Origin of the sequence: Chitinophaga sp. CF418 (genome assembly GCF_900142925.1) — a bacterium.
Taxonomy (GTDB): Bacteria; Bacteroidota; Bacteroidia; order Chitinophagales; family Chitinophagaceae; genus Chitinophaga.
Genome location: NZ_FRCN01000008.1, coordinates 71874 through 95854 on the forward strand (window position 1 = coordinate 71874; position 23981 = coordinate 95854).

A 23981-nucleotide genomic window follows, 5' to 3' on the forward strand; every position below is an offset into this window, starting at 1 on the left:
ACAACCCATCAATAAGTTGTTGTTTGTACCTCTCTTGTCGTTATACATTGCGCTTTAAGCGCCTGCCCGAATTTCCCGTTACCACTACATTATCGGGCACCCTCCTTACACAACTATTCAGGCGCCTGTCACAGACCTTCATTCCCTGTTTTTACAGCTGAGCCTATATCAATATGCGTTCCCTCTCCTGCAGTACATGGCCTGCTAAAGCATTCTATCCTACGCATTAACATGGCGTTAACTAATTTCTAAGAAAAAAAAATTTCCTTTGTAAGCATCAACCTTATCGCGAATTATCAGCACCTTATTTGTAACACCAGAACATAAGAACCAAAGCTAAGTATCATTATCACCGTATCCTGAATCAGCGTGTAATATCTATAATTCCAACAAGCCTCAAAATATTATGAAACACAGCTATACCCCCACGTTTACGCTTTCCATTGACTGGGAGGATTTTGGTCAGCTATTATGCAGAGATCATTGCGCCATGATCACGCAACCACTTAAAACGATTGACAGGCAAACCAACATTATTCTCGACATTTTATCCCAGACAAACCAGAAGGCTACTTTCTTTATCCTGGGTATGCTGGCGCAATACCGCCCAGACCTGGTAATGAAGATTGCCAGCCAGGGACACGAAATTGCCATGCATGGCCAGCATCACTTAAACATGCGGAGCCTCAGCAAAAGGGATGCGTACAAAGACCTGTCAGATTCCTATAAACTGATCACCGATATTATAGGAGCGCCTGTCTATGGTTACCGGGCCCCCTATTTTTCTATTGATGAAAGTAATATGTATGTGCTGGAAATACTGTCTGAACTTGGGCTTATCTACGACAGCAGTATCTTCCCGATTAAGCTTAAACGGTATGGCATCGCCAATTTTAATACAAACGATATGCTGTATGAATTACCTAATGGCAGATCAATCGTTGAACTTCCATTGACGGTAATAGAAAAGAACCGCAAGAAGATACCGGTAGCCGGTGGTGGTTATATGAGGATCTTTCCCAAGTTTTATTTAGATCGTGTTTTCAGGGAACTGAACAACAGGCAACAGAATGTAATGCTGTATCTGCATCCTTATGAATTCGACACACGGCATATCAATTGCAGGGAAAATTATCCTCCAGGCACCAGCTACTCCAAAACCAAAACTTTTCTTACCAATGTGCGCTGGAACCTGTTCAGAAGTTCCATCCTGCCTAAAATAAGTTCTTTACTTGAAAGTTATAATTTCATTACCTGTTTAAAAAAAGCTGAGAATGTCAAAAAACGTACACACAGCCCAACAGTACTGGGATGTCCGCAGTGACTTGTTTGCCAATTATTACAAAAAACCCTCTTTCTTCGACAAACTATTCAGGCAGGCTGTTTACACACGTACGGCTGTTGCACTGAAAACAATACAGGAATACAATCGCCCCACTGTGTTGGATATAGGTTCCGGACCGGGAGTAAACAGTGTTACCTGGCTAAAGAACTCAGATGCTTCTTTCCTGCTGGGAATTGATTTTGCAGAATCGATGAATGAATATGCAAGAAGACATGCTGCCGCTGAAGGCGTTGCCGATCGTTGCAAATTCATTGAGGGAGATTTCATGAAGCATGATCTGGACCGCAAAACTTTTGATGTATCTGTAGCGGCAGGTGTATTGGATTATATTGAAGATGCCCGTTCATTCATCAAGAGAATGGATGCTGTTACTAACAAAGCGTTTGTCGTGTCCTGGCCAAAAAATGGGCTCAGAATGGCGCTTCGCCGGTATCGCTATACCTGTTCTGTTTATCATTACAGTGAAAAAAGCATACGGGACCTTCACGCCAGCTGTAACATTAAAAACATCGAAGTAGTAACTACCGGCGCAGGTTGGGTAACCATTGCGAGGAAAAAATAAATTACGTTATGCAATATTAAGCCCGCCAGGTATTTGACCAGGCGGGCTTTAATGCTATTTGCCTCAGCGTCTCAGATCACCTGATTCCTGAGATATACCTTATCTGCAGTTGCTAATCTGTCTTTCACAAAACTTATATCCCTGATGTAGATGGTATTAAAATCACCAAAGGTTTTGCATCTGCACAACTCCTTCTTAAACGGATCATAAGTATAAGGAAGAAATCCATATTCCAACAGCGCCTCATGATTCTTTCTGTTCTCCACACCATACCGCTCACTCAGACCGTTTAGTTCGATAATGATCGCTTTCAGACTTTCATTCTGCAATGTATGTTTCGCGCCTCTCAACACTTCCGTTTCAAATCCCTCCACATCAATTTTTAATAGTATAGGGGAGTGATTTTCCAGTACATTGTCAAGTGTGTCTATATTGATCTCTACTGTATCTGCGGCCTCCTCTCCCACTACCACGTGATTGGTAGTATCCAGGGAGGTTGTAAAATTCACTACACCGGCAGCAGATCCCAATGCGATATTTAAGGCATGGACCCTATCCCCCATATCATTAATGCGGATATTCGCCAGCAACTTTGCATAAGTGGACGGAGCAGGTTCAATGGCAATCGTATCCGCTTCTACATGCCCGGAAGCCAATACTGTATATCCGCCTACATTTGCCCCTACGTCAACAAAAAGGTCTCCTGACCGCAATAAGTGCAGTAAAAAGGCCATGTCATGGAATTCATGAAGACCACAATATAAATTGCCTGTAGCACCGGACATTCCCTTTTGTACAATCAATTTCGACTTTACAGTGAAGGGATAAATGACCGGATACGGCGTCAGTCTGGAGGAAATCTGCCAGCCAATAAAACGGCAGATGGTCTGGAACTTGCGATCTGTACTTAACGGATGTTTTGCCAGAAATTTTAAAGTAGTAAGAAGACTCATGGGATTGGTTTCTAATATGGAATTTAAACGGGGTAAAAAGACAAAATATAACAATCCTCTCGCGTGGTTTACGTATCAGAAGATATTCCTTAATTTCTGAGAAAAATTTGCATTCCTACTTCAAACTACGATAAATTTCCGAACCGGAAAACTTTTTTCCAGCCCGGAAATACTTCCGTTCAGTGCCTATCTGATCAATACAAGCGTACCCTGTTGCTTTACCGCTTGCTTCTTACTATCAGTATACGTCAGCGCCCACACATAACTGCCTGCCGGTAAAAAGCTCCCTTTCTGTGCACCATCCCAGCCTGTCTCCGGATCATTTGTTTCAAATATAAGATTCCCCCATCGTCCGTAAACAGCCAGTCTGAATGCTGTTACCGCATCATTTACCTTCACCCTGAACACATCATTGACCCCATCTCTGTTCGGACTAAAAGCAGTGGGAATATACACGGCGCAATCCCTCGATTCCATTGCAATACCGGCCTGACCTTCCACTGTGCAGCCATGACTGTCAGATATTGTAAAATTATACCAGCCTGCTCCCAGTTGGTGCAGTGTACTGTCGGATTGCGTAATATTCCTTGCAGGAATACTATACACATAAGGAGGTGTTCCACCTGTAGCCGTCAGGATGATCCGGCCGTCCTGCACGCTGCTGCAGCTGGTATTCTTTATCGAAATCTCTTGCAGGGAAAGTGCGGGGGGCTCAGTAATGCGGATATCTTCTATCCTGTTGTAACAGCCATTCTCATCTTCTACTTTCATAGTATAATTGCCTGCCCGCAAATGATAAAATACAGGTGTGCTGACGCTCTGCTCAGCGTTGTTCAGATAATAACGGTATGGCGGCTGTCCGCCCGTTGTATGGATCTGCAAACGGTTCTGATCATCTCCATTGCATAAAGCGCCCGTCGCCGTAAAGGAACTTGTCAGATCGGACTCCGCTATTTGCACTTTTCCTGAGATCTTCAGACCATTTTTTGCCGTTACCTTCACCTGGTACTCCCCGGCAGCAAGATGTGACAGCTGATTGGTCGTTTCCCCGCCCGGCAGCCACTCATATGTAAAAGGCCCTGTCCCGGCAGTTACCTTCACTGATATATTCCCTGTATTGCCACCCTTACAGGTATTCGTTGCGGCAATAGTAATCTGTGGCCCCTCTGTCAATTGTGGAGATAAATTATCTATCAGCGCCACCACTCCATACTTACTATTACATTGCGCGGAAGATACCGTGGCGTAAATAGCCAGGTATTTGTAATCTGCCGACGGATTCAGATTAGCTGAATAACGCTTCCATGCGGTATGATAGAACTCGCGGGAATTCCATAACAGCTCAGCTGTATCTCCGGGCGCATTTCCCCCGTAAACCGAGACGTTACCATAACATCCTTTGTAAACATAAGCAGCATAATAAGCAAAATCGAATGACATATTATAAGACCTGCCTCCCCGCATTACAGTTGTCAGTGCCTGCGCAATACCTTCCAGATAGCCGGGTCCGCTGTGCAAGCCTACATAAGACTTACCATCTGTGGGCGGCACATATACTTTATACATACCCGGTTGCACATCCGGTGTCTGTGCGGCAATGACCCAGCCCGCGGGCGCTTTATTATCCTTGGGCTTATCTTCCAGCGAAGGATTGACCAGTGGTATATCCTGTGCTGCAACAGGACGGACTGACACGCCGGCAATAAATAAACAAAAGAGAAACTTCAGGCCGGTACAGGTTATTTGAGTTCCTCCAACAAGGAATGAGTTACGTCTGCGCACGGCTTCCCATCGCCGGGACAGACGGACAATGATTTTCATAGGTTCATAGGATAGGTCTCTTACTACTTCACATCCATAGTAAGAAGGATTAATTAGTCTGGAACAATCGTATTAATCAAATATACAAAAGTTATTATATAACTCTTTCCCCAGACAATTAATATTTTAAATTTTACAATACATGAACAATGGAGTCTCAGCTTCTTTTGGGAGGCATCACCAGTCATTACCTGCCACTGTGGCCCTGGAAAGAATAGAATTGGCCGGTAGGGAATAGAGGAGGTCGCTCTTTAATGATTGCAGTAATTCCAGTCTTTGCCTGCCTTCCGGAGAGTTCCCTCTCCCTTGCTGATATTTCTTATACGCTACCACAGACAACCTGTAGACAGTCCACATCTGGGTCAACCTGGTCACCAGCTGTTTTTGCTGATCTGTTTCTGCCAGTTTATAAGCGTCGGCAAGCAATTTATCGGATTGAGTAAGGTAATCATCCGGCACTGACTGTAAATAAGACGGATTAAAGAAAGTGATCCTGCTTTTGGTGTCGGAGTTACCACCATTGGCGAATACGTCCTGCGACCAGAACTTTTCCCATATTGCATAATAAGCCTTCAGCTTAGGGCCGCCCTGTTTGCCGGCAGCATTCCTGCACCAGTCGTCCAGCAGCGCGTCTACATCCTGGTTAGGATTCCATAACAACTTTCCTATTATCCAGCCTTTAGGCCCCTCTCCCCAATTCGGGTACAGCTCACCGTAATAGTACTTTACTTTGTGTGCGCTACCCCATGCGAGGTATTCTTTCATAGAATGAAACAAAACCCTCGGCAGCAGATATGTAAGACCATAAATATAGTCATACCAACCCAGTGACTCCGCTGCCTGCGCCCAACGCTGTGTTAAATCCTGATCCGTCTGTCTCAGTGCCCTGGCGCCCCAGCGCGCCCTTTCATAAGCAATAAAAGGAATGATATCCTTATCAACTTTTTTATCTGAAGGAGGTTCTGCTACCGACGTATATGCGAGTACGGGGTATTTTTTCCCGGGATATACCTTCCTGACCTTACTCACCACATCATTTGCCCAGGCATAATACCCGTCGGAAAAATTAGTAAAACCCATCACATTCTTCTGTCCCAGGCCCCGGGCATTGGAATTGCCTGATTCATTGAAATTGCCGGAATCGTTAATGCCGAGGGAATAATTCGTCGCATCCTTATGCTGATCAAACCAATTGATAATTTCTTTTGACGCGGCATCCGCAATACCGGCGGCACCAAAATCAGGCTGCCAGGATTGGTCGCTATTGGTTGTAGGTAAAACCTTCTTTCCCTTTACCATCGGATAAAATTCAGGATGGGACCTGGAAAACTTCTCCGGCGGAAACAGGTTCTTCAGGTTATGCGAGGCATCTAACCTGCTTCTCAGCCTGTTGAACCTACCCCATTGATTCATCGGAACAGTATTTTTATCTATCCAGATGGGAGAAATTGCGCGCGACAAAAAGACGGGGTTTTCGACAATCTTAACAGCAGGGATCTGCAGTGTATTCAGTTTAGGTATCACCGTTCCCAGATCCGTTGGCAGCAACCATCTTACGCCTACGAATCTTTCCAGGAAATCATATACCCCAAATTCTGTCCCCCAGTCACTGCCACCAAGGATAACAAAATTATTCCCATCAACTGATTGCAGAAGGAAACCATCGTCATCCAGGTCAACATTACCGATGCGGGTATAAGCACCTTTACCAATATACAGATTGGAAGTTCCCTGCCCCGGGTTTCTGATAGGCAGGGTAGCGCCGGTACTTTTTTGCAGATACTGCTGTAGCGTCTTCGCCGCAGTCCGCACCTGGTCGCTGGCGTCTTTTGCCACAACGATCCCAGATACGGCCACATTGTTTTTTACAAGAATAAGCCCCTGTGCGCAGCTCATAAAAGCGCCTGACAATACTGCCAGTAATAAAAATGCTTTTTTCATGTTCACGTTTTTTTTACGCAACCACATCTTTATCATACCGGCATCTATCCGCCTATACCTTCTGCGGCTGCATTACTTCATTGAATACATTAATTACCCTGTTCAGGTCATTCTGAGTAAGGTTTGATCCGCTGGGCAAACAAAGCCCCTGGTCAAACAGTCTTTCTGAGGTCCCGTTCGTATAAGCAGGTGCGGTTTCAAATACCGGCTGCAGGTGCATCGGTTTCCACAGTGGTCTTGACTCAATATTCTCCTTTTCCAACGCAATTCTCAGTTCCTCCCTGGTCACACCGTTACTTTCGGCAGGATTGACCAGTATTGTAGTCAGCCACCTGTTGGAATAAAATCCTTCCGGTTCCATAACAAAAGTAATGCCCGGAAAATCAGATAGTTGGTTTAAGTAATATTCATGATTAGCTCTTCTTTGCGCTACCCGCTCGCTGAGCACTTCCATCTGCCCCCTGCCGATGCCTGCGCATACATTACTCATCCGGTAATTGTATCCTATCTGGCTATGCTGGTAATGTGGTGCGGCATCCTTGGCCTGTGTGGACAGGAACCTGGCCTTTTTGATAAGTTCTTCATCATCTCCTGTAAGCGCTCCACCACCACTGGTGGTGATGATCTTATTGCCGTTAAAACTGAGTATCCCTAAGCGGCCGAATGTGCCACAGGCTTTCCCCTGGAAAGAAGCACCCAGCGCTTCCGCTGCATCTTCCACCACCGGGATGTCGTATGCAGCTGCAATGGCCAGTATTTCGTCCATTTTTACAGGCATACCGTATAAGTGTACAGGAATGATCGCCTTAGGCTTTTTACCGTTGGCAATCCTGTCTTTAATGGCTTCTTCCAGCAGTGCAGGGTCCATTCCCCAGGTATCTTCCTCACTGTCTACAAACACAGGTATGGCCCCCTGATAAACAATAGGATTGGCGGAAGCAGCAAATGTCATGCTCTGGCAGATCACTTCATCCCCTCTTTCCACGCCCAGTAAAATAAGTGCCAGGTGTAAAGCCGCTGTCCCGGAAGATAATGCCGCCACATGACCTGCACCTGTATAAGCTGCCAGATCGCGTTCAAACCCGTCCACATGAGGTCCTAAAGGGGCTATCCAGTTGGTTCTAAAAGCCTCCTGTACATATTCGAGTTCCTTATTTCCCATATGGGGAGATGAAAGCCAGATTTTTGTATTCACAAGTGTAATGTTTAAAGTCTTCGTATCGTTTTTCAACTATTGTGCATCATTCCCGGTAAACTTCTCCATAGAGACTGATGATGCGGAGCTTATGCCTTCGGATTGTATTACCTTCTGTACCGTCATCCGCAGGATCTTTACATCCAACGCAAAACTGACATTATCTACGTACCAGGCATCATACGCAAAGCGCTCAGACCAGCTGATGGCATTCCTGCCATTCACCTGCGCCCAGCCGGTAATACCGGGCTTCACATTATGCCTTTTCCGCTGTACATCATTATACAATGGCAAATATTCTACCAATAAGGGGCGTGGGCCTACCAGGCTCATATCTCCCTTCAAAACATTCAACAGCTGGGGGAGTTCATCCAGGGAGGTTTTTCTTATAAACTTCCCTACCGGGGTCAGCCTCGCTTCATCGGGCAGCAATTGCCCGTCGGCCGCCCGCTTATCATTCATGGTTTTAAATTTCACCACTTTGAATACCCGCCCGTTCCTGCCGGGCCTGGCCTGAAAAAAGAAAGGCTTTCCTTCATTCGCCAACCAGAGGAACACGGTAAGCAAAACAAGCAAGGGAGATAGCGCCAATAGCGTGATAAACGCTATTGCAGCATCCAGCAAAGGCTTTATCATCTTACTATACAACTGCATTACTCAGACTACCGTTTTTTAATATTTTCTGTTGTATGAAATCTATATACCGCAATGCCAGCACCTGCCTGTCAAAATTCTGCTTTGCATAAGCAAAACCGCTTTCTCCTTCTCTCTTAATCCTGTCAGGCTGTAACAGGTATTCCCGGATGATGCGATTGTACTCAGCAATATTTTCAGGCTCTACATAAGCGCCCGCTCCTGCTGTTTCCACCAGCCCCCTGGATACGCCATCAATAGCCATCAGGATAGGTTTTTTACAGGCCATATAATCAAACGTTTTATTGGAGTAAACTGTTTTGAAGGTATCTGCTTTCTTCAGAACGGAAGTACCCATTTCAGACGCCAGTATGTATTTAAACACATCCCGTTTAGGAACCGGATCCAGGAAGCGTACATTCTTTACCTTCATCTCATCGGCTACCTGCTGCAGGCGTTTTTTATCCATTCCCTGCCCTATCAGCAGGAACAGTACAGGCGTATCTTCCAGTTGTTTGCCCGCTTTCAGCAGCTGTTCCAGGTCATTGGCTACCCCGTGTGCACCCACATAAGTGATCACAAAATGACCATTTAACCGATGCTCTTCCCGGAACGCATCCCTGTCAAAAGTATCCAGCAGATTGTCTGACAAGGTGAAGTCTGCTGCATTGGGAATAAAGATCAACTTGTTCTCCGGTACGTTCTTTTTATCCCTCAGGGTATTGTAAAACGCAGGGGTCAGTACATTGATCAGCGCCGCCTTCCGGTAGATGAAACTTTCAAACCAGTAGGCCAGCTTAATGATCATTTTATTTTTAAGCACGCCCGAATCAATAGCCGATTCCGGCCAAAGGTCTCTTACTTCAAACAGGAAAGGCACTCTTTTGGCCCTGGACAGCACATACCCGGAGAATCCCACAAACAAAGGCGGCGAAGTAACGATCGCCACATCAAATTCTCCTTTTACTTTAAATAATCCTGCCCACATAGAAGAGAACATAAAACAGAAATAACCCCATAAACGTCCCAGGAAGTTACGGTTGTAGGACTCAGATACATGACACCTCCATACCGTCACATCTCCCTGCTGTTTCTTCACGAAATATTTCTTCTTGTACTCCGCACGTTTCTCCGATCCGTTGGCATGCATCATTCCGGCCAGCACCGTTACGCTATGTCCCTGATCAGTCCATGTCTTTGTTATTTCATTCCACCGGGAGCCTCCGGGATCGTCTTCCTCTAAAAAATACTGGTGAATCAGTAAAACCTTCATAACTATCTATTTAAACTTATATCTGTGATGATTGCATACTGGTCTGTGGTAAATATAAGCTCCCGGCTTTCTTCCCTCACGCCATACAGCGAAGAATAAGCCCCTTTTCTCTCCTCTGCCTTCAGTATATTTCCCTGCTTGTCCCCGGCCTTCCAGGTAATTGCTTCCGGCAACACAGTATGCCATAGCTGACGCATTGCCAAATGTGCCGGCTTGTTCGTGATGTAGTCTTCCACCCGCCAGAGCGGCGCGCCTTTTTTTTTCTTCACCACACGCCTGTGTGTAATATCCGGTCCGGCATGCTGAAAGGCAGAGATAGTTCCGTCCCAGATATACTCTTCCTTCGTTTCATACAGCACCGCATTCCTGCATTGCGTCCAGTTATACCAGATAAACCGCGCACCTTTCTCCATCTGGTCATAGTCTTCCAGCATCACCGTGTTATGGGAAGCAGTCCCCATGAAATACCGCAACGTCTGTTCATTGGTGTTGTACTTATAACTACCGGCGTCCATCAGGATGTTCTCTCCCTTATACCAGATATCCAGATGAAGGTTATCTGCCTGGGAAGGCCGGTCACGGTGACTGCCGCAACGCAGGAACGTGACAGTATCCTGTTCCCGGCAAACGTAATAACCACCGTCAGGATAGCTGAACAAGCCCTTATACTCCTTCGGCGTCACTTCTTTTTCAGCAGGCACTTTACCATACCAGTATACATCCTCATATGTTTCCGGGAATGCCGCATCAACGTCCAGCAATACCGCTAATGCCTGTAACTGCGGCCGGTAATCGCGGTACTGCCGGCTATTCAGCCGGAAGAAAAGCGCGCCGTCATTAGCGCCGTAGTTAGGTAACCAGCCATTGCTGTCGTTCATACATGAACGCAGGAACTGCAGCGATTTCTCTGCCCTTTCTGCTACCACAGCAGGAAAGGCTTCATCATTCAGCTCCGCCAGGCGGATGGCCCACGTTAACAACTGAACTACCACCCGGTGATAGTTCATTGAGAACTGCAGGTAGCTGCCATCAGGATAGATCTGGTACCCTATCTCCTGTATGAACCATTTCCGGCCCTTTTCTTTCCAGTTCGCAGCGCCCGGGAATGCGGGATATAACAGGCCTCCCAGGTAAAGGGCAAGCGTTTCCGTGATCGCGTGATTATTTCTTACGGCAATCCGGGAGAAGTTGATATTCTCATACACATGATGCAGCTGCCAGTAAATAGCATGCTGGATCTCTTCAAACACCTGTTCTGTGAGGTGTGCTGAATTGCGGTAATAATACAATGCAAAGGTCCAGTTCAGCACCCGCAGGCTTATTTCCTGACTACATTTATAATGAGGCCCGCAATTGACTTTATTTGCCTTTATCCAGGATAGGATATGCTGCAGCACAAAAGCGGCGCAATCGTCCTTAAAATGATAATCATAGCGGATAATATCATACAGATAAGCGAACCTCGCCTTTTCCCATACAAACTTGATATCGCCAGCCTCCTTTGAGTAATCTTCTATCTCTGTCCAGTGTTTATCGCGCTCATACACAAAACCACTATCCGGGTTCCTCATCCAGTCACTGTCAATACCCAGGTCTATCACCTTCCCATTGAAGAAAGGCAGTTTACCGGCCTTAATATCCTGGTAACGGGTAGCTAGTTCCGCCTCCGGATTACGGGGAATGGCCAGCTCTTCCCTGCTGCCGAAAAAGAATTGTACGGTCTGATTCTTCCAGCTGTCCAGTGACAGGTATTTAACTTTAGCCGGAGTGCCCGGAAAGCGCTTTTTAAGCCGTCCGGTTCTCCTGTTAAGTTCATAGACGGACCGGAATGCAATATACCTCCAGCCCATGTTGTGCACCACCCTCATACCTTTCTGCAAGGTCTTCCAACTACTCATATCGCACGGCTATATTTTTCAGTGTCAGCAAATATTTCCATCAGGCTTCCGATAATCCGCTCAGCGGCATGCCCATCCCATAAAGGAGGTATGCTTCCCTTTTTCCACTCGCCCCTGAATAATCTTTCCATCGCAGGTTTGATAGCACGGGGATCTGTACCCAGCAATTCATTGGTACCCAGCGTACACGTCTCCGGCCGTTCGGTAGTATCTCTTAAGGTCATACAGGGTACGCCCATCACCGTTGTCTCTTCTGTGATGCCACCGGAATCGGTGATAACAACTTTTGCATTTTCCACCAGGTAGTTAAACTCCAGGTACCCCAAGGGTTCCACCAGGTGGAGATTAGGATATGTCAGCCGGCTGTTCTCCAGGTTCCTGGCTGTACGGGGATGAACAGGGAAGATCACGGGCAGTCCGTTGCTATTGTTCATGATCTCGCTGATCAGTAGCGACAGGTTTTCCTGCACGTCCACATTGGCAGGACGGTGCAGGGTCATCACCAGGTAGCCCTGCGGCTTTAATCCTGCCGTTTCGAAGATGGCGGGAGGTGCAAACCGGCTACGCTGTTTCAGTAGGGTATCGATCATCGTATTGCCTACAAAAATGATCTGCTCATCCAGCTTCCCTTCCCTCCGCAGATTAGCGTTTGCTATGTCGGATGTTGTAAAGAAATAGTCAGTGATCGCGTCCGTTACCATACGGTTGATCTCTTCCGGCATGGTGATATCCCCCGATCTTATCCCGGCTTCCACATGGGCCACCTTTACCATCAGCTTTTTGGCAACGATGGAGCAGGCCAGTGTTGAGGTAACATCGCCTACCACCAGCACAAGGTCTACGCGGTGTTCCATCAGTTCCTTTTCAAAACGCACCATGATATTGGCCGTCTGCTCTGCCTGGGAACCGCCCCCTGCTTCCAGGTTCGCATGCGGTTCCGGTATGTTGAGCTGTTCGAAAAAAGACTGGCTCATGTTCTTGTCATAATGCTGACCTGTATGTACCAGCCGGTAATTGATATCCTCTCCCTGTTGCTGCCTGTCCCTGATGGCGGCAATGATGGGGGCTATCTTCATGAAATTGGGCCTGGCTCCGGCAATAAGAGTTATTTTCATTCAGTAATGTTTATTGACAGATGAACAACGTGCTGTTTATTGAAGTGCTTCCGCCGGTTCTGTGGCAACGGGTGCGGCGACTTTGACCTGGTCCAGTCTCACCCATCCGCTCTGTTGCAGGCTTCTTACAGCCGCAAAACTGGCGCGTGTAGTATTCACGATCTCATCAAACGGGATCAGGGGCGCTCCGCCATTTCTGATACTGTTGATCAAAGCCTGGAACTGCGCTTTATGCCCCTTGTCCAGCGTTGTCTTTAGTTTGGAGAAACCTCTGAAGCCGTAGCCGGTAGTCTGCTTATAATTATCGATAACGGCAGTCCTGTCCTGTGAATAGACTTCGATCCTTTCCTTAGGATAAGCTTTTGACCCGTTTGAGAAATAGTTGATCACACCTGTAGACCCGTTCTCATACTGCAGCAGTATGGAGGCGTTATCCGTATTCTCTGCAGGATGTATCCCCATAGCGTTCATACAGACCGCCGTGATCTTACTGCCGGTCAGGTAGGTAATGAGATCAATAAAATGGCAGGCTTCGCCGATAATGCGGCCGCCACCCACCTTCATATCATGTACCCATACATTCGAAGGAATAGCGCCTGCATTCATGGTAGCAATAACATTCATGGGTGTATTCCCTACCAGCTGTTTTACCTTCTGTACATGGGGGGAAAACCGGCGGTTAAAACCTACAGTCAATGTCACCGAGCCATCGTATGCATCGATGACCTGGTCCAGCTCATCTTCATTCAGTGCCAGGGGCTTCTCTACAAACACATGTTTTCCTGCCGCCAGGGCTTTCAGCACCATCGCAGCATGTGTATTATGACGTGTTGTGATCATCACGCCGTCTGTTTCCCTGTCTCTCAATATCTCCTGGTAATCCGTCGTACTGAGCGCTATTTTATATTTCTTCGCCAGCGCGGTTCCTGTAATACCGCCTGCACTTGCGATATACTTGATATCCGCTTTCGCCTTTTCCAGCGCCGGCAGCATGGTCATTTTCGTAAAGTTGCCCGCACCAATAATGCCCCATACTCCTTTCTTTCCTGCAAAAGAAATAGCAGGCAACACATACACCGTATGCCGGGGATCTGCATCTTCACTGTATACAAGGATCGATGCAATAGCACGGCTTTTACCGATACTGCCATATACCCTGTCATATTCATCCAGCGGTACTCTTTCCGTGATCAGCGAAGCCACATCCAGTTTACGGGAAGAAACTGCCTGTAAAATGGCTTCAAAGTTTCTCTTCTCTGTCCATCTCACAAAAGGCAGCGGATAATCTACTCCCCGCTGTTCATACTCTTCGTCATATCGTCCCGGACCATACGAACACGATACCTGGAAAGTGAGCTCTTTTTCATAAAACTCAGCCCGGCTGATGTTCAGTCCTATAACACCTACCAATATGATCCTTCCGCGTTTGCGGCTCATCCTGGCCGCCTGAGATATGATCTCGTCTGTTTTTGCAGAAGCAGTGATGATCACACCGTCTGCGCCGCGTCCCTGTGTCTCATCAAGTACTGATTTCACTACATCTGCGCCTTCCGCAGGATTGATACCTATAATCCCTTTCTTCCTCGCCAGCGCGATCTTCTCAGCATCCAGGTCAATGCCTATTACCCGGCAGCCGTTGGCCAGCAGCAATTCGGCGGTGATCATCCCTATCAGCCCGAGCCCTGTTACCACAATGGTTTCTCCCAGTGTAGGATTACAAAGCCGGATGCCCTGCAGTCCGATGGAGCCGATAACAGTAAATACCGCTTCATCGTCAGATACATTTGCAGGTATAGCGGCTACCAGGTTCTGTGGCACACATACGATCTCGGCATGCGGACCATTGGATGCCACCCTGTCGCCTACTTTAAATTCGCTGACGCCTTCTCCCACCGCTATCACTTTCCCCACATTACAATATCCCAGCGGTAGCGGCTGCGCCAGTTTGTTAAATACCGCCTCCAGCGTCGGCATCAGTCCTTCCGTCTTTATCTTCTCCAGCACCTGCTTTACCTTATCAGGTTGCTGCCGCGCTTTCTGGACAAGGTTCGCCTTGCCAAATTCCACCAGCATTCTTTCCGTACCAAGTGAAACAAGACTTCTTGTTGTCCTCACCAATACCTGTCCTCTGGCTACCTGTGGCGCAGGTACTTCTTCCAGGATGGTTTCACCTGTCTTGAAGGATTGAATCAGTTGCTTCATATGCTATTTTAAATAGTCTACAATTTCTTTGATCTTATTTTCTACTACGAGTGTTGTCGATTTAAGATGATCGCCTTTCAGTATCTGCTCTATGCTATCGGCTATTGAACGTGGCTCCATGGGATCGAATACGAGCGTCGGATTAACTACTTCAAAAACGTAGGGCAAATCAGATGCTACAACATCACAACCACATTTCACGGCTTCAATCAACCCTAATCCGAAACTTTCGCAAAGAGAAGGATACACCAGGTACTTATGCTGGCTGTACAGATCATAAGCATTTACAAACCCATGATTAACCAGCTTCAATCCCATATTCCTGTACGCTTCAATTGTATTGACCAACTCACTGTAATTGCCGGTAACCGTTAAATGCAGCTCGGGGAACATACTCCTCTCTGCCAGCATACGCCAGGCCTGCAGCAGGTTCTTATGATTCTTGTGCGTATTACCGTTGCTGATGAACACAAAAGATTCCTGTCTGCTGCCGTTCCCATTACACTGTGCTACATAATAGAATGGCGCTACGATCACCTTGTCAGCCTTCACACCTTTCTGCGCGAGTAACGCTTTCACTTCATTCGTCTGAACGATGAAATAATCCGTATTCCGGCTTAAAAAAGTGATCAGTCTTCCTTTGATCGTTTTCAGCACTTTCTCTTTCAGCCCATAAGTGGACGGATAACTGAGCAGGGAAACATTATGGAAATAAGTAAAGACCTTTGCTTTCAATCGTAAAGTTGGCGGCAGGTTACCAAAGCAAAACACCTTATCGAATTGCTTACCGCGTTGCCTGTAAAACCGGTGCCTTTCTGCCAGCGATCCTTTCATAAAAATCTTACGGTCCGCTGCAATAAATTCATAGTCTCCTTTGCACCTGGCATCGAATAGATAAAAACAGTCCAGCCCTGCACTGTTGATCTCAGATACGAGATAATCCAGTAAGACCTTTCCACCACTATTATTAATAAACACCGCGTCTAATAATATCATTTGCGTCTTTTATTTTTAACCGTCAACAAACGTTCCTCTCTTCTTTCCTTTTCTCCAGGGCGCCTGTGGGGCAGCCCCATTCCCATACACGCAATGGATGATATCCAGGAAATAATCGGCTGCATGCCCGCCCGACAAACATTCAGACCAGCGCCTGATCTTTTCCCTGGCGCCGGCGGGTACTTTTCCGGCGCTGATCCGTTTATTCATCTCTTCCGATAGCCGGTTGACATCGCCTGCCCGGATGACTGTACTGAAATTGTGATCTCCCAGTAATACAGAAGCACCACAATGGTCTGTACAGATAACAGGAGTACCTTGTTGCAGCGCCTCATTAATCACTGCGCCCCAGCCCTCTTTCAGTATACTGGGCAGCACAAACAGATCATGTTGCCCCATCAGCTTTATAACCGTACCATTCTCCTGGAAACCGGAGAATTTCACATTAGACAGGGACAGCTCATCCACCAGGCTTTTTAACATGGGCGCTTCCGGACCATCTCCTATTATATTCAGTTCACCATTACTGTTCTTTACGTTCGACCAGGCCTTTATAAGGGTATGCACTCCCTTGTTAGGCACCAGTCCTCCTGCGTACATCACCCTGAAAGCTGTATCTTCTGCTGCCGTTACAGGAGGCGTAGCCTGTACAAAATATCCCCATTCAAAGAGCTTATCTTTTTTATACCCGGCTTTGCTATACACTTCCATTCCTTTGCTGCCTATGGCAAGAATGAAATCAAACCTTCTTCCATATCGCAGCCGGTGATAGATGCTGCGCAGATACCTGATTTTACCTTTCAGTCCCAGCCAACTATATGGCTCAGCCATAATACCCACATTATGCCGGTGGCCTGTCAGATAGGCAAAGGCATTGCTGAAAAGCGGTTCACTATCAAAACCACTGAAAATATGATAGGTGTTTTTGTCTGACGACGCTACAATCTCATCGATCACTGTCTGCTCCGGCGATACGATCAGTTTCACCCGGCCCATATCAGGAATTGTCCAACCCATTCTTTTCCGCTTCTCTTCTATAGCAACAACTGTCACCAGTACCACCTCCACATTCACCTTCAATGAAAGGCAATGCAGGAAGCAAGACTGGTGTACACTCACCATATTCTGCCAGAAAACAAACTTTCTATTCATAGACATGCGCATAACTATTTTCTCCGGTATGCAATTCAACACGCGATTTTATATAGTAATCGAACTGAATATTGGCTACACAACACCAAAACAGGCTTGTCATCAATTCATTGATCCCGATCAGATAGGACTCTACAAAAGCCGTGATAAGAATACTGATAACAATAAACAGATAGGTACGCAGCTCTTCCCTTTTATTCCTGAAGAAGTCAATCGCATACTTCACACAGTTCCAGAACAGTATAAAAATGAAAATGGCCCCGAATACCACTCCCATCATGATGCCCAGCCCCAGGTAGCCATTATGCGGATTACTGGTAATGTTATTATTGCTGAACTTAGGGTCTGTCCAGCCATATCTTGCAAGACCGTGTCCTCTCATCAGTTCATCCTCAAAGGTTTTCAGTCCCCATCCATACGCATACTCCCTGTTACGGAATATGTTCTCCTTTCCACTAATGCTTGCCATCAACCTTGAGATGGAGTTATTGGCATCCATCGAGCCGATATAGGAAATGAAGTAGGGCAACAGCAACAACAAGGGTAACAGCAGCAGCAAATACTTATATGCCGGTATCTTTCTGAGATCAGAGAAGAACCAGGCCACTACATATACAATAAGGGCCGCCCTTGATCCGGTCATCAACACAACATAGGTCAGATAGATCATCGCAGGTATGGCAATGATCTTTCTGAAGAACTTATTTTGCAGTATGATACCAAACGCAATAGCGGCAAGTGTACCTGCACTGTTTGCATTCATGAATCCAAAACTCAGCCTGAAGGTTTCTGAATCCACCGTCTGTGAAAAAGAGCCGTACACCAGGCCAATGAGGATCAATATTGCCAGCCCCTTTAAACACTTCCGTTTATATTCATCTGTGTTAAGCGCCATAAACAGCGCGAACATCATGAACAACAGTGTTTTGGATACCAGGTACACCAATGACTCATCTTTCAGCGGGTCCAGGAAGATGTAGTACACGATAAAAAGCAAGGTCAGCGCTGTAAACAGCCTGAACTGAACAAACAATGAGAACAACTTTTCCCTTTTCAGAAAGAACAGGAAGAACACCAATCCGGCAATTACGGGCACGAAAAGGACATCCCCATCCAGAAAGCTGAGATGGGCGTACTTTAACGCGAAATTTAAGATGATGAATACGATACAGACGATGTTTATACCGCTCTTCACAAAGTTTCGTATACTCATGCCTTTTCCCATATCTTCAGAACGTTATCATATTTTTTAATAATCTTTGCAGGATTACCTGCTACTACACAATAATCAGGAACATCTTTCGTCACCACAGACCCCGCGCCGATAATAGCGCGGTTACCAATGGTAACACCTCCCAGTATAATAGACCCGATGCCCACCCATACACCATTGCCGATCACAATGTCCTTACCAAATCCTTCTCCTGCCATTTTATCCCCATCAGGGGTCAGTTCGTGCGTACCGGTAACGATCGTCACCCTGGAGGAAATATCACAGTCCCGTCCTATCCTGATGTGGCTGTCGATAGCACCCACCAGGAAAGTATCTTCACCGATGAAGGTATTGTCGCCTACCTGCAGTTCAAATGGCCCTGATACTTTCAGTCCCATGACCCTTACGTTGATGCCCAGCTTAGCACCTGCAAACGCCAGCAGCTTTCTCTTCAGACTGAACATCCGCGTACCGGGCAAGGCGCGTACCACCTTGTTGATAATAAACAATCTGCCGGGTCTCAGACTCATCTTACAATGTTTTTTATGATTGAATCCAGATCTACGCTGTTATAGAATGTCGCAGCATTTGAAGCATACTCACCATAATCAGAAAAGATCTTTCCCATTGTATCCTTCACGGAGTCCACACAGTTGAAATCCGTACAAAGGCCCGCCCTGTAATGTTCCACCGTGTATTTTAATCCAGGTATGTCATTACACAGCATGGGTTTTGAAAACATCGCATATTCCCATATCTTATTAGGTGCGCAGTAGATGTTATTCAGATCAATAAAATCATATACTACGATACCTATATCCGCCAGTTTCGTGATTTCCAGGTGCAAAGGCGCATCTATGAAAGGAATATGGATGATATTGGGATTGATCTCCTTTAAGGTATCTATATAGTCAAAGTCCTTTCCTACGATGAGGAACACAAACTTCGAATCATTCTCAAATGTGGCTTTGGCAATGGTATCCAGCCTGCGGTAATGTGTAATGATTCCCTGGTAAAGAATGATTTTCTTTCCCTTGCTGATCTCCTCTTTTACTTTCTGCACCAGCGGGCCGTTAGTCCCATTAATACTGCCTCCTTCCACTGGCTTGAAGTACGGCTTATTAGGCAATACATAAGGCGTATTCTTCAGCTTCCACCTTACCCTCAGAATAGCAGACCTGTTATATTCTGCTGTTACAATCTTATATGCATATTGAGAGAGACGTCTCAGCAGAAAATTATAGACAGGCACCGCATCATACAGTTCCAGCAGGCACATCACAAACTGGTAGCCTTTCAGTTTAGTACCAAGGCTCACCGCTGTATCTCCTGTGGCGATCCACAAAAGATCATGCGGTGTGCCGTTAATAAGCTGAAATACTTTCTTCCTGAAGTAATAAACGGATAAGATCTTTGATGTTCCTCTGTTCTGCAGCCGTAGATTCTCTATGGAAAGATGTTTACATTCTCCCAGGAGAAAAGCCTCACTTTCCTTACTGATATCACCGCAGATTAACTTTACGCTTTCATACAATTTTGAGAGCCCGAGCACCACATTTAAAACGGGTGCGATAAACGATGGATTACCCTTACATACGATAACAGCCGATTTGTATGACGTCTCTACTTTCATTTATTATGGTTAGTTTATATCACTTTATTACTGCAGGTTTTTCATTTAAAGACGTTTACAGCTCACATAAATACTGATGTAATGAGTCGAACATTTCGTCCGCCTTTCTCCGTAACGAATTCACGGAAGGGGAACAATCAAAGTTCTGCTCATCAAATACCCTCATCGCCTGCTTCAGATCGTCTGCTCTGAACGGCATATCCCACAACCTGAAGCCTTTCACCTGTTCTGCCAGTATGCCCAGCTTCGGTTCTATACCGATACAAACAACAGGCTTATTCAGTACAGCAGCCATTACTCCTCCGTGATAACGCGCCGTAATAAAGCCATCAAAAGCATTCAGCCTGTCCATGAACTGCTCTATACGGTTCTGGAACGGGTCCCATTCCAGGCAGGGATACCCATTTTCGCTGATGATTTTCTTCCATTCCACATCGCGCAAACTGGAAAAAATGATGAACGTGAATTCGTAACCGGCATTCTTCTGCTCATCAACCATCCTCAGTAATGCATTCTGGTACTCATTACCTCCATTTTCATATTTCCAGTCCCTTACTATCACACCTATCTTCCTGCGCTTTTGTCCTGCATGATTGTCCTTTCCATTTTTGCGAATAACTTTATCATAATTCAGAAAGCTCGAATAGCATATGTCTGCTCCTTCATTCACATTGTATCCCCAATCCTTACAATAAGACGCCGATGTAGCATCTCTTACATATAACATGTCCATCTGCCCTACCAACGTTTTCACTTCCTCTATCTTACCATTCTCCGGGTTGAACGGACCAAGCCCCAACCCAAGTCCCACGGACTTCTTTGCAGGCACCGTTTCTTTCCGTGAAAATTTGCTCCTGATCTTTTTTATCAGTAGTCCCGGATTATCCGTCAGCAACTTCCAAAAGAGTCTCAAATAAAATCCTCCTTTATTGGAATGGAATAAAAAGAACTGCGTACCTCCTCCATAGATCAATACGTCAGCCGTCGCCTTTTTGTTATCATTTGCATCCACATATCCAGACTTCCTCAATAACCGATGGCAGTAGTCGCTTGAGCTGCCGCAAAAATCAACATTCAGCCCCAGGCCATTCGTCAAAAAAAAATTCTCAATAGTACACATCAAAGCATCATCTCCAAAATTCGCTTCACCGTATGCACCTTTTACTACTACATTTTTTCTCATGGTATAATAATTAACAAACTGCGTTTAATAATAGTATTTCGCCAATCAGGCATTCGCGAATACAGGTTTATATTAAACACAATTTGTCTTTAAAAAACTTTAGTTCGCTTTAGACTCTGTTGATTGGCATTAACGTTACCCCTCACGACACGTTTACTCACTGAACAGTGTGACGTTTAAATGTCCTGATCAGCAAAAAAACTATTGCTCCCAGCACAGATAGTAATATGAAAATTCTAAGTGCGATCCCGATCTCGGTAAAGATCATCAGCGCTGCCGATAACAGGATCAGCAGCCATATTGATATACTTTCGAACGACCAGACAAAGTCCTTCTCGCACAACTTTCTTGAGGTATAAAACGGGATGAACACAAGCGTGTTCAGAAAATAGGCAATTGCATAGGCGCCGGAACGTCCGATAGCACCATAGTGTTTCAAAAAGTGCATACTGACCAGGGCCATTATACCCCACACTACATTTGTTATCAGGCTCCACCACATGTATCCCCTCGCGGTAAAGTTCCGCGCAATACCCTGTCGGTGTGCAACAATCACAGTGGTGAACATCACCAGTACGATAGAGCTTTTCAACATATCTCCGGCGTAATCACGGCCGAACAGCAGGTTACCCAATTCAGGAATATACATGAACGGAAGTGATATAAAAATCCCAACAATCCAGGGCAGGTAGTTGTTCGCCATCTCAAACTTCTTGTTCGTATTCTCCAGGTTCTTGACCACATAAGGTAAAAAGGCCTGCCCTATCATGCCATTGATCACCGTTACTACCAGCATAATATTTAAGGCCGCGTTATAGATACCCAGTTGCTGATAACCTTCGGGAAGCTCCACCAGGAATGCATTACAAAACCAGTTCACCGGTAGTACCAGCCCGCCGCTCAACACTGCCGGCAAACTATAGGAGAACAGGACGTTTAGCTCCTTTGTAAAACCACGCTCATTTACATTTATGCCATAATCACCCGCTGCCTTTCTCACTTCAAAAAAGCCAATGATGCAGATCACAATGGCATTGCTGGCTAAAGCAATCACCGCGCCTGCCACACCGAAGGTCAGGGAAAGTACAATAGCCACAGGGATGTTAATCAATCCTCCTACCAGGTTGATCCTGGAAATGCTCTTAAACTTCTCCAATCCCAGTAGTATGCCATTCTGTACCCCATTTACAGAGTAGAACAGAATAGCAAGCCCTCCCAATTGCAGATCCCTTATGAGTTCTGTCGATTTCAAAGAAACTGATGCCAGCGGCTTTGCATAAATAAAGATCAGCCCAGCCACTACTATACCTGTTACCCAGGATATCAGATATGACATCCTGATAATACGCCCGGCCTTGATCTTATCTTTCACGCTGAATTCTGAAACAAATTTCGTCGCCGTTACGCCAAGCCCCAACCCGGCAAACGTAGAGAACATATCTACCGTAGACCGGATCATTCCCAGCTCCCCAAAGCCCTGCTTCTTCAATATCCTGGCTATTGCCACATATGTCAGAAAGATCAGTAACCTGGACCCGATAGTTCCGATAAAACTCCAAATGATGCCCGAAGACACCTTCCTGGCAAGGTCTGAGCTCAGGTTCCCTCTGATGAAGCCAGTAGCTTTCTCTGGTAGGATACCTGCCACTCTTGAAATTAGCACGCTGCGGTTCATAATGCCTGCAATTCATTTATATGCGCTACAATCCTTTCACACGATCTTCCATCCCCGTAGGGATTTACCGCATTCGACATACTCTCATATGCCTGACGGTCAGTAAGAAGGCTATTCACGTACTCGTATATTTTCGTCTTGTCTGTCCCTACCAGCGACACTGTTCCCGCTGCCACAGCTTCCGGCCGTTCGGTGGTATGTCTCATCACGAGAACCGGTTTTCCCAGTCCCGGCGCCTCTTCCTGGATGCCTCCGCTATCTGTAAGAATAAGATAGCTGCGGTTCATCAGGTAAATAAAAGGCAGGTATTCCAAAGGCTCGATAATAAACACATTGGGCAATTGCTCATTCATCAGTATATCCGCCACCGGTTTCCTTACATTCGGATTAAGATGTACAGGATAGATGAAGTCAACATTGCTGTGTTTCTCCGCCAGCTCTTTGATAGCGCCGCAGATATTGAGGAATCCGTCTCCGAAATTCTCCCGGCGGTGCCCGGTTATCAGGATCATCCGTCTACCTGCAGTACCATTCTTCAGCTGCCATTCATTTATCAACTCCACTGAAATACCCATCTTCCCCAGCTCACATTCTGTCTCCTGTTTCAGCTGCTCGTCGGTCAGCACCCTGTGCAGCACCAGGTACAGGGCATCGATCACCGTATTACCGGTTACATATATCCTGTCATCCGGTACCCCTTCTCTCAGGAGGTTTTGCCTCGCGGTTTCCGTTGGTGCGAAATGACAGGTCGCCAGCCGTCCCGTTAAACTCCGGTTCATTTCCTCAGGCCATGGACTGTAGATATTATGTGTTCTCAGCCCTGCCTCCACATGTGCCACAGGGATCTGCCTGTAAAAGGCAGCCAGTGCGGCAGCGGTGGACGTTGTTGTATCGCCATGCACCAGCACCAGGTCTGGCGTCACTTCATTCAGCACGTTTCTCATGCCTTCGAGCACCCTGATGGTTACATCCGTCAGGTCCTGGCCCTGTTTCATGATATTCAGATCATAATCCGGCGAGATGTCAAATATCTTCAGTACCTGATCAAGCATCTCACGATGCTGGCCTGTCACACAAACAATCGCCTCAAACTCTTCCGGTTGGCTCATCAGTTTTTTTACCAGGGGCGCCATTTTAATGGCTTCGGGCCTTGTGCCAAAAACAATCAATACTTTTTTCTTCATCATACTT

19 protein-coding genes are annotated in these 23981 nt (G+C 46.2%); 2 read left to right on the forward strand and 17 right to left on the reverse strand.

Annotation, left to right across the window (positions count from 1 at the left end; genetic code table 11):
• Positions 1 to 406 precede the first annotated feature (406 nt).
• Positions 407 to 1324: a polysaccharide deacetylase family protein gene (locus tag F3I09_RS18230; protein ID WP_149696469.1), complete on the forward strand. Its 918-nt coding sequence runs from the start codon at positions 407 to 409 to the stop codon at positions 1322 to 1324.
• The gene (locus F3I09_RS18235) at positions 1275 to 1907 is read left to right on the forward strand and encodes a class I SAM-dependent methyltransferase (protein WP_149696470.1); all 633 of its coding nucleotides are present in this window, start codon (positions 1275 to 1277) and stop codon (positions 1905 to 1907) included. The genes F3I09_RS18230 and F3I09_RS18235 overlap by 50 nt, the downstream gene beginning before the upstream one ends.
• A 71-nt stretch (positions 1908 to 1978) precedes the next feature.
• On the opposite strand, the gene F3I09_RS18240 is transcribed toward F3I09_RS18235, so the two are convergent.
• From F3I09_RS18240 to wecB (F3I09_RS18320), 17 genes are all read right to left on the reverse strand, one after another.
• Positions 1979 to 2860, reverse strand: a complete 882-nt coding sequence (locus F3I09_RS18240; RefSeq protein ID WP_149696471.1) for an FkbM family methyltransferase — start codon at positions 2858 to 2860, stop codon at positions 1979 to 1981.
• Positions 2861 to 3046: 186 nt separating this feature from the next.
• A complete protein-coding gene (locus tag F3I09_RS18245) occupies positions 3047 to 4681 on the reverse strand; it encodes a gliding motility-associated C-terminal domain-containing protein (RefSeq protein WP_149696472.1) in 1635 nt (544 codons plus the stop codon).
• A 177-nt stretch (positions 4682 to 4858) separates the two neighbouring features.
• Entirely contained in the window at positions 4859 to 6622 is a 1764-nt protein-coding gene (locus tag F3I09_RS18250; RefSeq protein WP_188133858.1) for a DUF4838 domain-containing protein, read from the reverse strand.
• A 52-nt stretch (positions 6623 to 6674) separates the two neighbouring features.
• On the reverse strand, positions 6675 to 7817 hold the full coding sequence (locus F3I09_RS18255) for a DegT/DnrJ/EryC1/StrS aminotransferase family protein (protein ID WP_149696474.1): 1143 nt from the start codon (positions 7815 to 7817) through the stop codon (positions 6675 to 6677).
• 36 nt (positions 7818 to 7853) lie between these two features.
• Positions 7854 to 8471 carry a sugar transferase gene (locus F3I09_RS18260; RefSeq protein WP_149696475.1) on the reverse strand — a complete coding sequence of 206 codons (618 nt, stop codon included), beginning with the start codon at positions 8469 to 8471 and terminating at the stop codon, positions 7854 to 7856.
• Positions 8458 to 9723 (reverse strand): glycosyltransferase family 4 protein, encoded by a 1266-nt coding sequence (locus F3I09_RS18265; RefSeq protein WP_149696476.1) that lies wholly within the window; start codon positions 9721 to 9723, stop codon positions 8458 to 8460. Before F3I09_RS18265 ends, F3I09_RS18260 begins: the two co-directional genes overlap by 14 nt.
• A gap of 2 nt (positions 9724 to 9725) precedes the next feature.
• Positions 9726 to 11621: an alginate lyase family protein gene (locus F3I09_RS18270; RefSeq protein WP_149696477.1), complete on the reverse strand. Its 1896-nt coding sequence runs from the start codon at positions 11619 to 11621 to the stop codon at positions 9726 to 9728.
• Positions 11618 to 12736 (reverse strand): non-hydrolyzing UDP-N-acetylglucosamine 2-epimerase, encoded by a 1119-nt coding sequence (wecB, locus tag F3I09_RS18275; RefSeq protein ID WP_149696478.1) that lies wholly within the window; start codon positions 12734 to 12736, stop codon positions 11618 to 11620. The genes F3I09_RS18270 and wecB (F3I09_RS18275) overlap by 4 nt, the downstream gene beginning before the upstream one ends.
• A 36-nt stretch (positions 12737 to 12772) precedes the next feature.
• Entirely contained in the window at positions 12773 to 14938 is a 2166-nt protein-coding gene (locus F3I09_RS18280) for a bi-domain-containing oxidoreductase (protein WP_149696479.1), read from the reverse strand.
• Positions 14939 to 14941: 3 nt separating this feature from the next.
• Entirely contained in the window at positions 14942 to 15934 is a 993-nt protein-coding gene (locus F3I09_RS18285) for a glycosyltransferase (protein WP_149696480.1), read from the reverse strand.
• 15 nt (positions 15935 to 15949) lie between these two features.
• On the reverse strand, positions 15950 to 17092 hold the full coding sequence (locus F3I09_RS18290; protein ID WP_188133859.1) for a glycosyltransferase: 1143 nt from the start codon (positions 17090 to 17092) through the stop codon (positions 15950 to 15952).
• Positions 17079 to 18299, reverse strand: a complete 1221-nt coding sequence (locus tag F3I09_RS18295; protein WP_188133860.1) for an O-antigen ligase — start codon at positions 18297 to 18299, stop codon at positions 17079 to 17081. The genes F3I09_RS18290 and F3I09_RS18295 overlap by 14 nt, the downstream gene beginning before the upstream one ends.
• Positions 18296 to 18829 carry an acyltransferase gene (locus F3I09_RS18300; protein ID WP_149696483.1) on the reverse strand — a complete coding sequence of 178 codons (534 nt, stop codon included), beginning with the start codon at positions 18827 to 18829 and terminating at the stop codon, positions 18296 to 18298. The genes F3I09_RS18295 and F3I09_RS18300 overlap by 4 nt, the downstream gene beginning before the upstream one ends.
• A complete protein-coding gene (locus tag F3I09_RS18305) occupies positions 18826 to 19932 on the reverse strand; it encodes a glycosyltransferase (RefSeq protein ID WP_149696484.1) in 1107 nt (368 codons plus the stop codon). Before F3I09_RS18305 ends, F3I09_RS18300 begins: the two co-directional genes overlap by 4 nt.
• Before the next feature lie 55 nt (positions 19933 to 19987).
• Positions 19988 to 21115 carry a polysaccharide pyruvyl transferase family protein gene (locus F3I09_RS18310; RefSeq protein WP_149696485.1) on the reverse strand — a complete coding sequence of 376 codons (1128 nt, stop codon included), beginning with the start codon at positions 21113 to 21115 and terminating at the stop codon, positions 19988 to 19990.
• Positions 21116 to 21272: 157 nt separating this feature from the next.
• Positions 21273 to 22790: an oligosaccharide flippase family protein gene (locus F3I09_RS18315; RefSeq protein WP_149696486.1), complete on the reverse strand. Its 1518-nt coding sequence runs from the start codon at positions 22788 to 22790 to the stop codon at positions 21273 to 21275.
• Positions 22787 to 23977, reverse strand: coding sequence for a non-hydrolyzing UDP-N-acetylglucosamine 2-epimerase (gene wecB / locus F3I09_RS18320; RefSeq protein ID WP_149696487.1), 1191 nt, complete (start codon positions 23975 to 23977; stop codon positions 22787 to 22789). The genes F3I09_RS18315 and wecB (F3I09_RS18320) overlap by 4 nt, the downstream gene beginning before the upstream one ends.
• Between the last annotated feature and the right edge of the window lie 4 nt (positions 23978 to 23981).

What these genes read in the sequence shown, in the direction of transcription:
- F3I09_RS18230 (WP_149696469.1), top strand. Translation starts at nt 407, where the DNA reads ATGAAACACAGCTATACCCCCACGTTTACGCTTTCCATTGACTGGGAG.
- F3I09_RS18235 (WP_149696470.1), top strand. Translation starts at nt 1,275, where the DNA reads ATGTCAAAAAACGTACACACAGCCCAACAGTACTGGGATGTCCGCAGT.
- F3I09_RS18240 (WP_149696471.1), bottom strand. Translation starts at nt 2,860, where the DNA reads ATGAGTCTTCTTACTACTTTAAAATTTCTGGCAAAACATCCGTTAAGT.
- F3I09_RS18245 (WP_149696472.1), bottom strand. Translation starts at nt 4,681, where the DNA reads ATGAAAATCATTGTCCGTCTGTCCCGGCGATGGGAAGCCGTGCGCAGA.
- F3I09_RS18250 (WP_188133858.1), bottom strand. Translation starts at nt 6,622, where the DNA reads ATGAAAAAAGCATTTTTATTACTGGCAGTATTGTCAGGCGCTTTTATG.
- F3I09_RS18260 (WP_149696475.1), bottom strand. Translation starts at nt 8,471, where the DNA reads ATGCAGTTGTATAGTAAGATGATAAAGCCTTTGCTGGATGCTGCAATA.
- F3I09_RS18265 (WP_149696476.1), bottom strand. Translation starts at nt 9,723, where the DNA reads ATGAAGGTTTTACTGATTCACCAGTATTTTTTAGAGGAAGACGATCCC.
- F3I09_RS18270 (WP_149696477.1), bottom strand. Translation starts at nt 11,621, where the DNA reads ATGAGTAGTTGGAAGACCTTGCAGAAAGGTATGAGGGTGGTGCACAAC.
- wecB (WP_149696478.1), bottom strand. Translation starts at nt 12,736, where the DNA reads ATGAAAATAACTCTTATTGCCGGAGCCAGGCCCAATTTCATGAAGATA.
- F3I09_RS18280 (WP_149696479.1), bottom strand. Translation starts at nt 14,938, where the DNA reads ATGAAGCAACTGATTCAATCCTTCAAGACAGGTGAAACCATCCTGGAA.
- F3I09_RS18285 (WP_149696480.1), bottom strand. Translation starts at nt 15,934, where the DNA reads ATGATATTATTAGACGCGGTGTTTATTAATAATAGTGGTGGAAAGGTC.
- F3I09_RS18290 (WP_188133859.1), bottom strand. Translation starts at nt 17,092, where the DNA reads ATGTCTATGAATAGAAAGTTTGTTTTCTGGCAGAATATGGTGAGTGTA.
- F3I09_RS18295 (WP_188133860.1), bottom strand. Translation starts at nt 18,299, where the DNA reads ATGAGTATACGAAACTTTGTGAAGAGCGGTATAAACATCGTCTGTATC.
- F3I09_RS18300 (WP_149696483.1), bottom strand. Translation starts at nt 18,829, where the DNA reads ATGAGTCTGAGACCCGGCAGATTGTTTATTATCAACAAGGTGGTACGC.
- F3I09_RS18305 (WP_149696484.1), bottom strand. Translation starts at nt 19,932, where the DNA reads ATGAAAGTAGAGACGTCATACAAATCGGCTGTTATCGTATGTAAGGGT.
- F3I09_RS18310 (WP_149696485.1), bottom strand. Translation starts at nt 21,115, where the DNA reads ATGAGAAAAAATGTAGTAGTAAAAGGTGCATACGGTGAAGCGAATTTT.
- F3I09_RS18315 (WP_149696486.1), bottom strand. Translation starts at nt 22,790, where the DNA reads ATGAACCGCAGCGTGCTAATTTCAAGAGTGGCAGGTATCCTACCAGAG.
- wecB (WP_149696487.1), bottom strand. Translation starts at nt 23,977, where the DNA reads ATGATGAAGAAAAAAGTATTGATTGTTTTTGGCACAAGGCCCGAAGCC.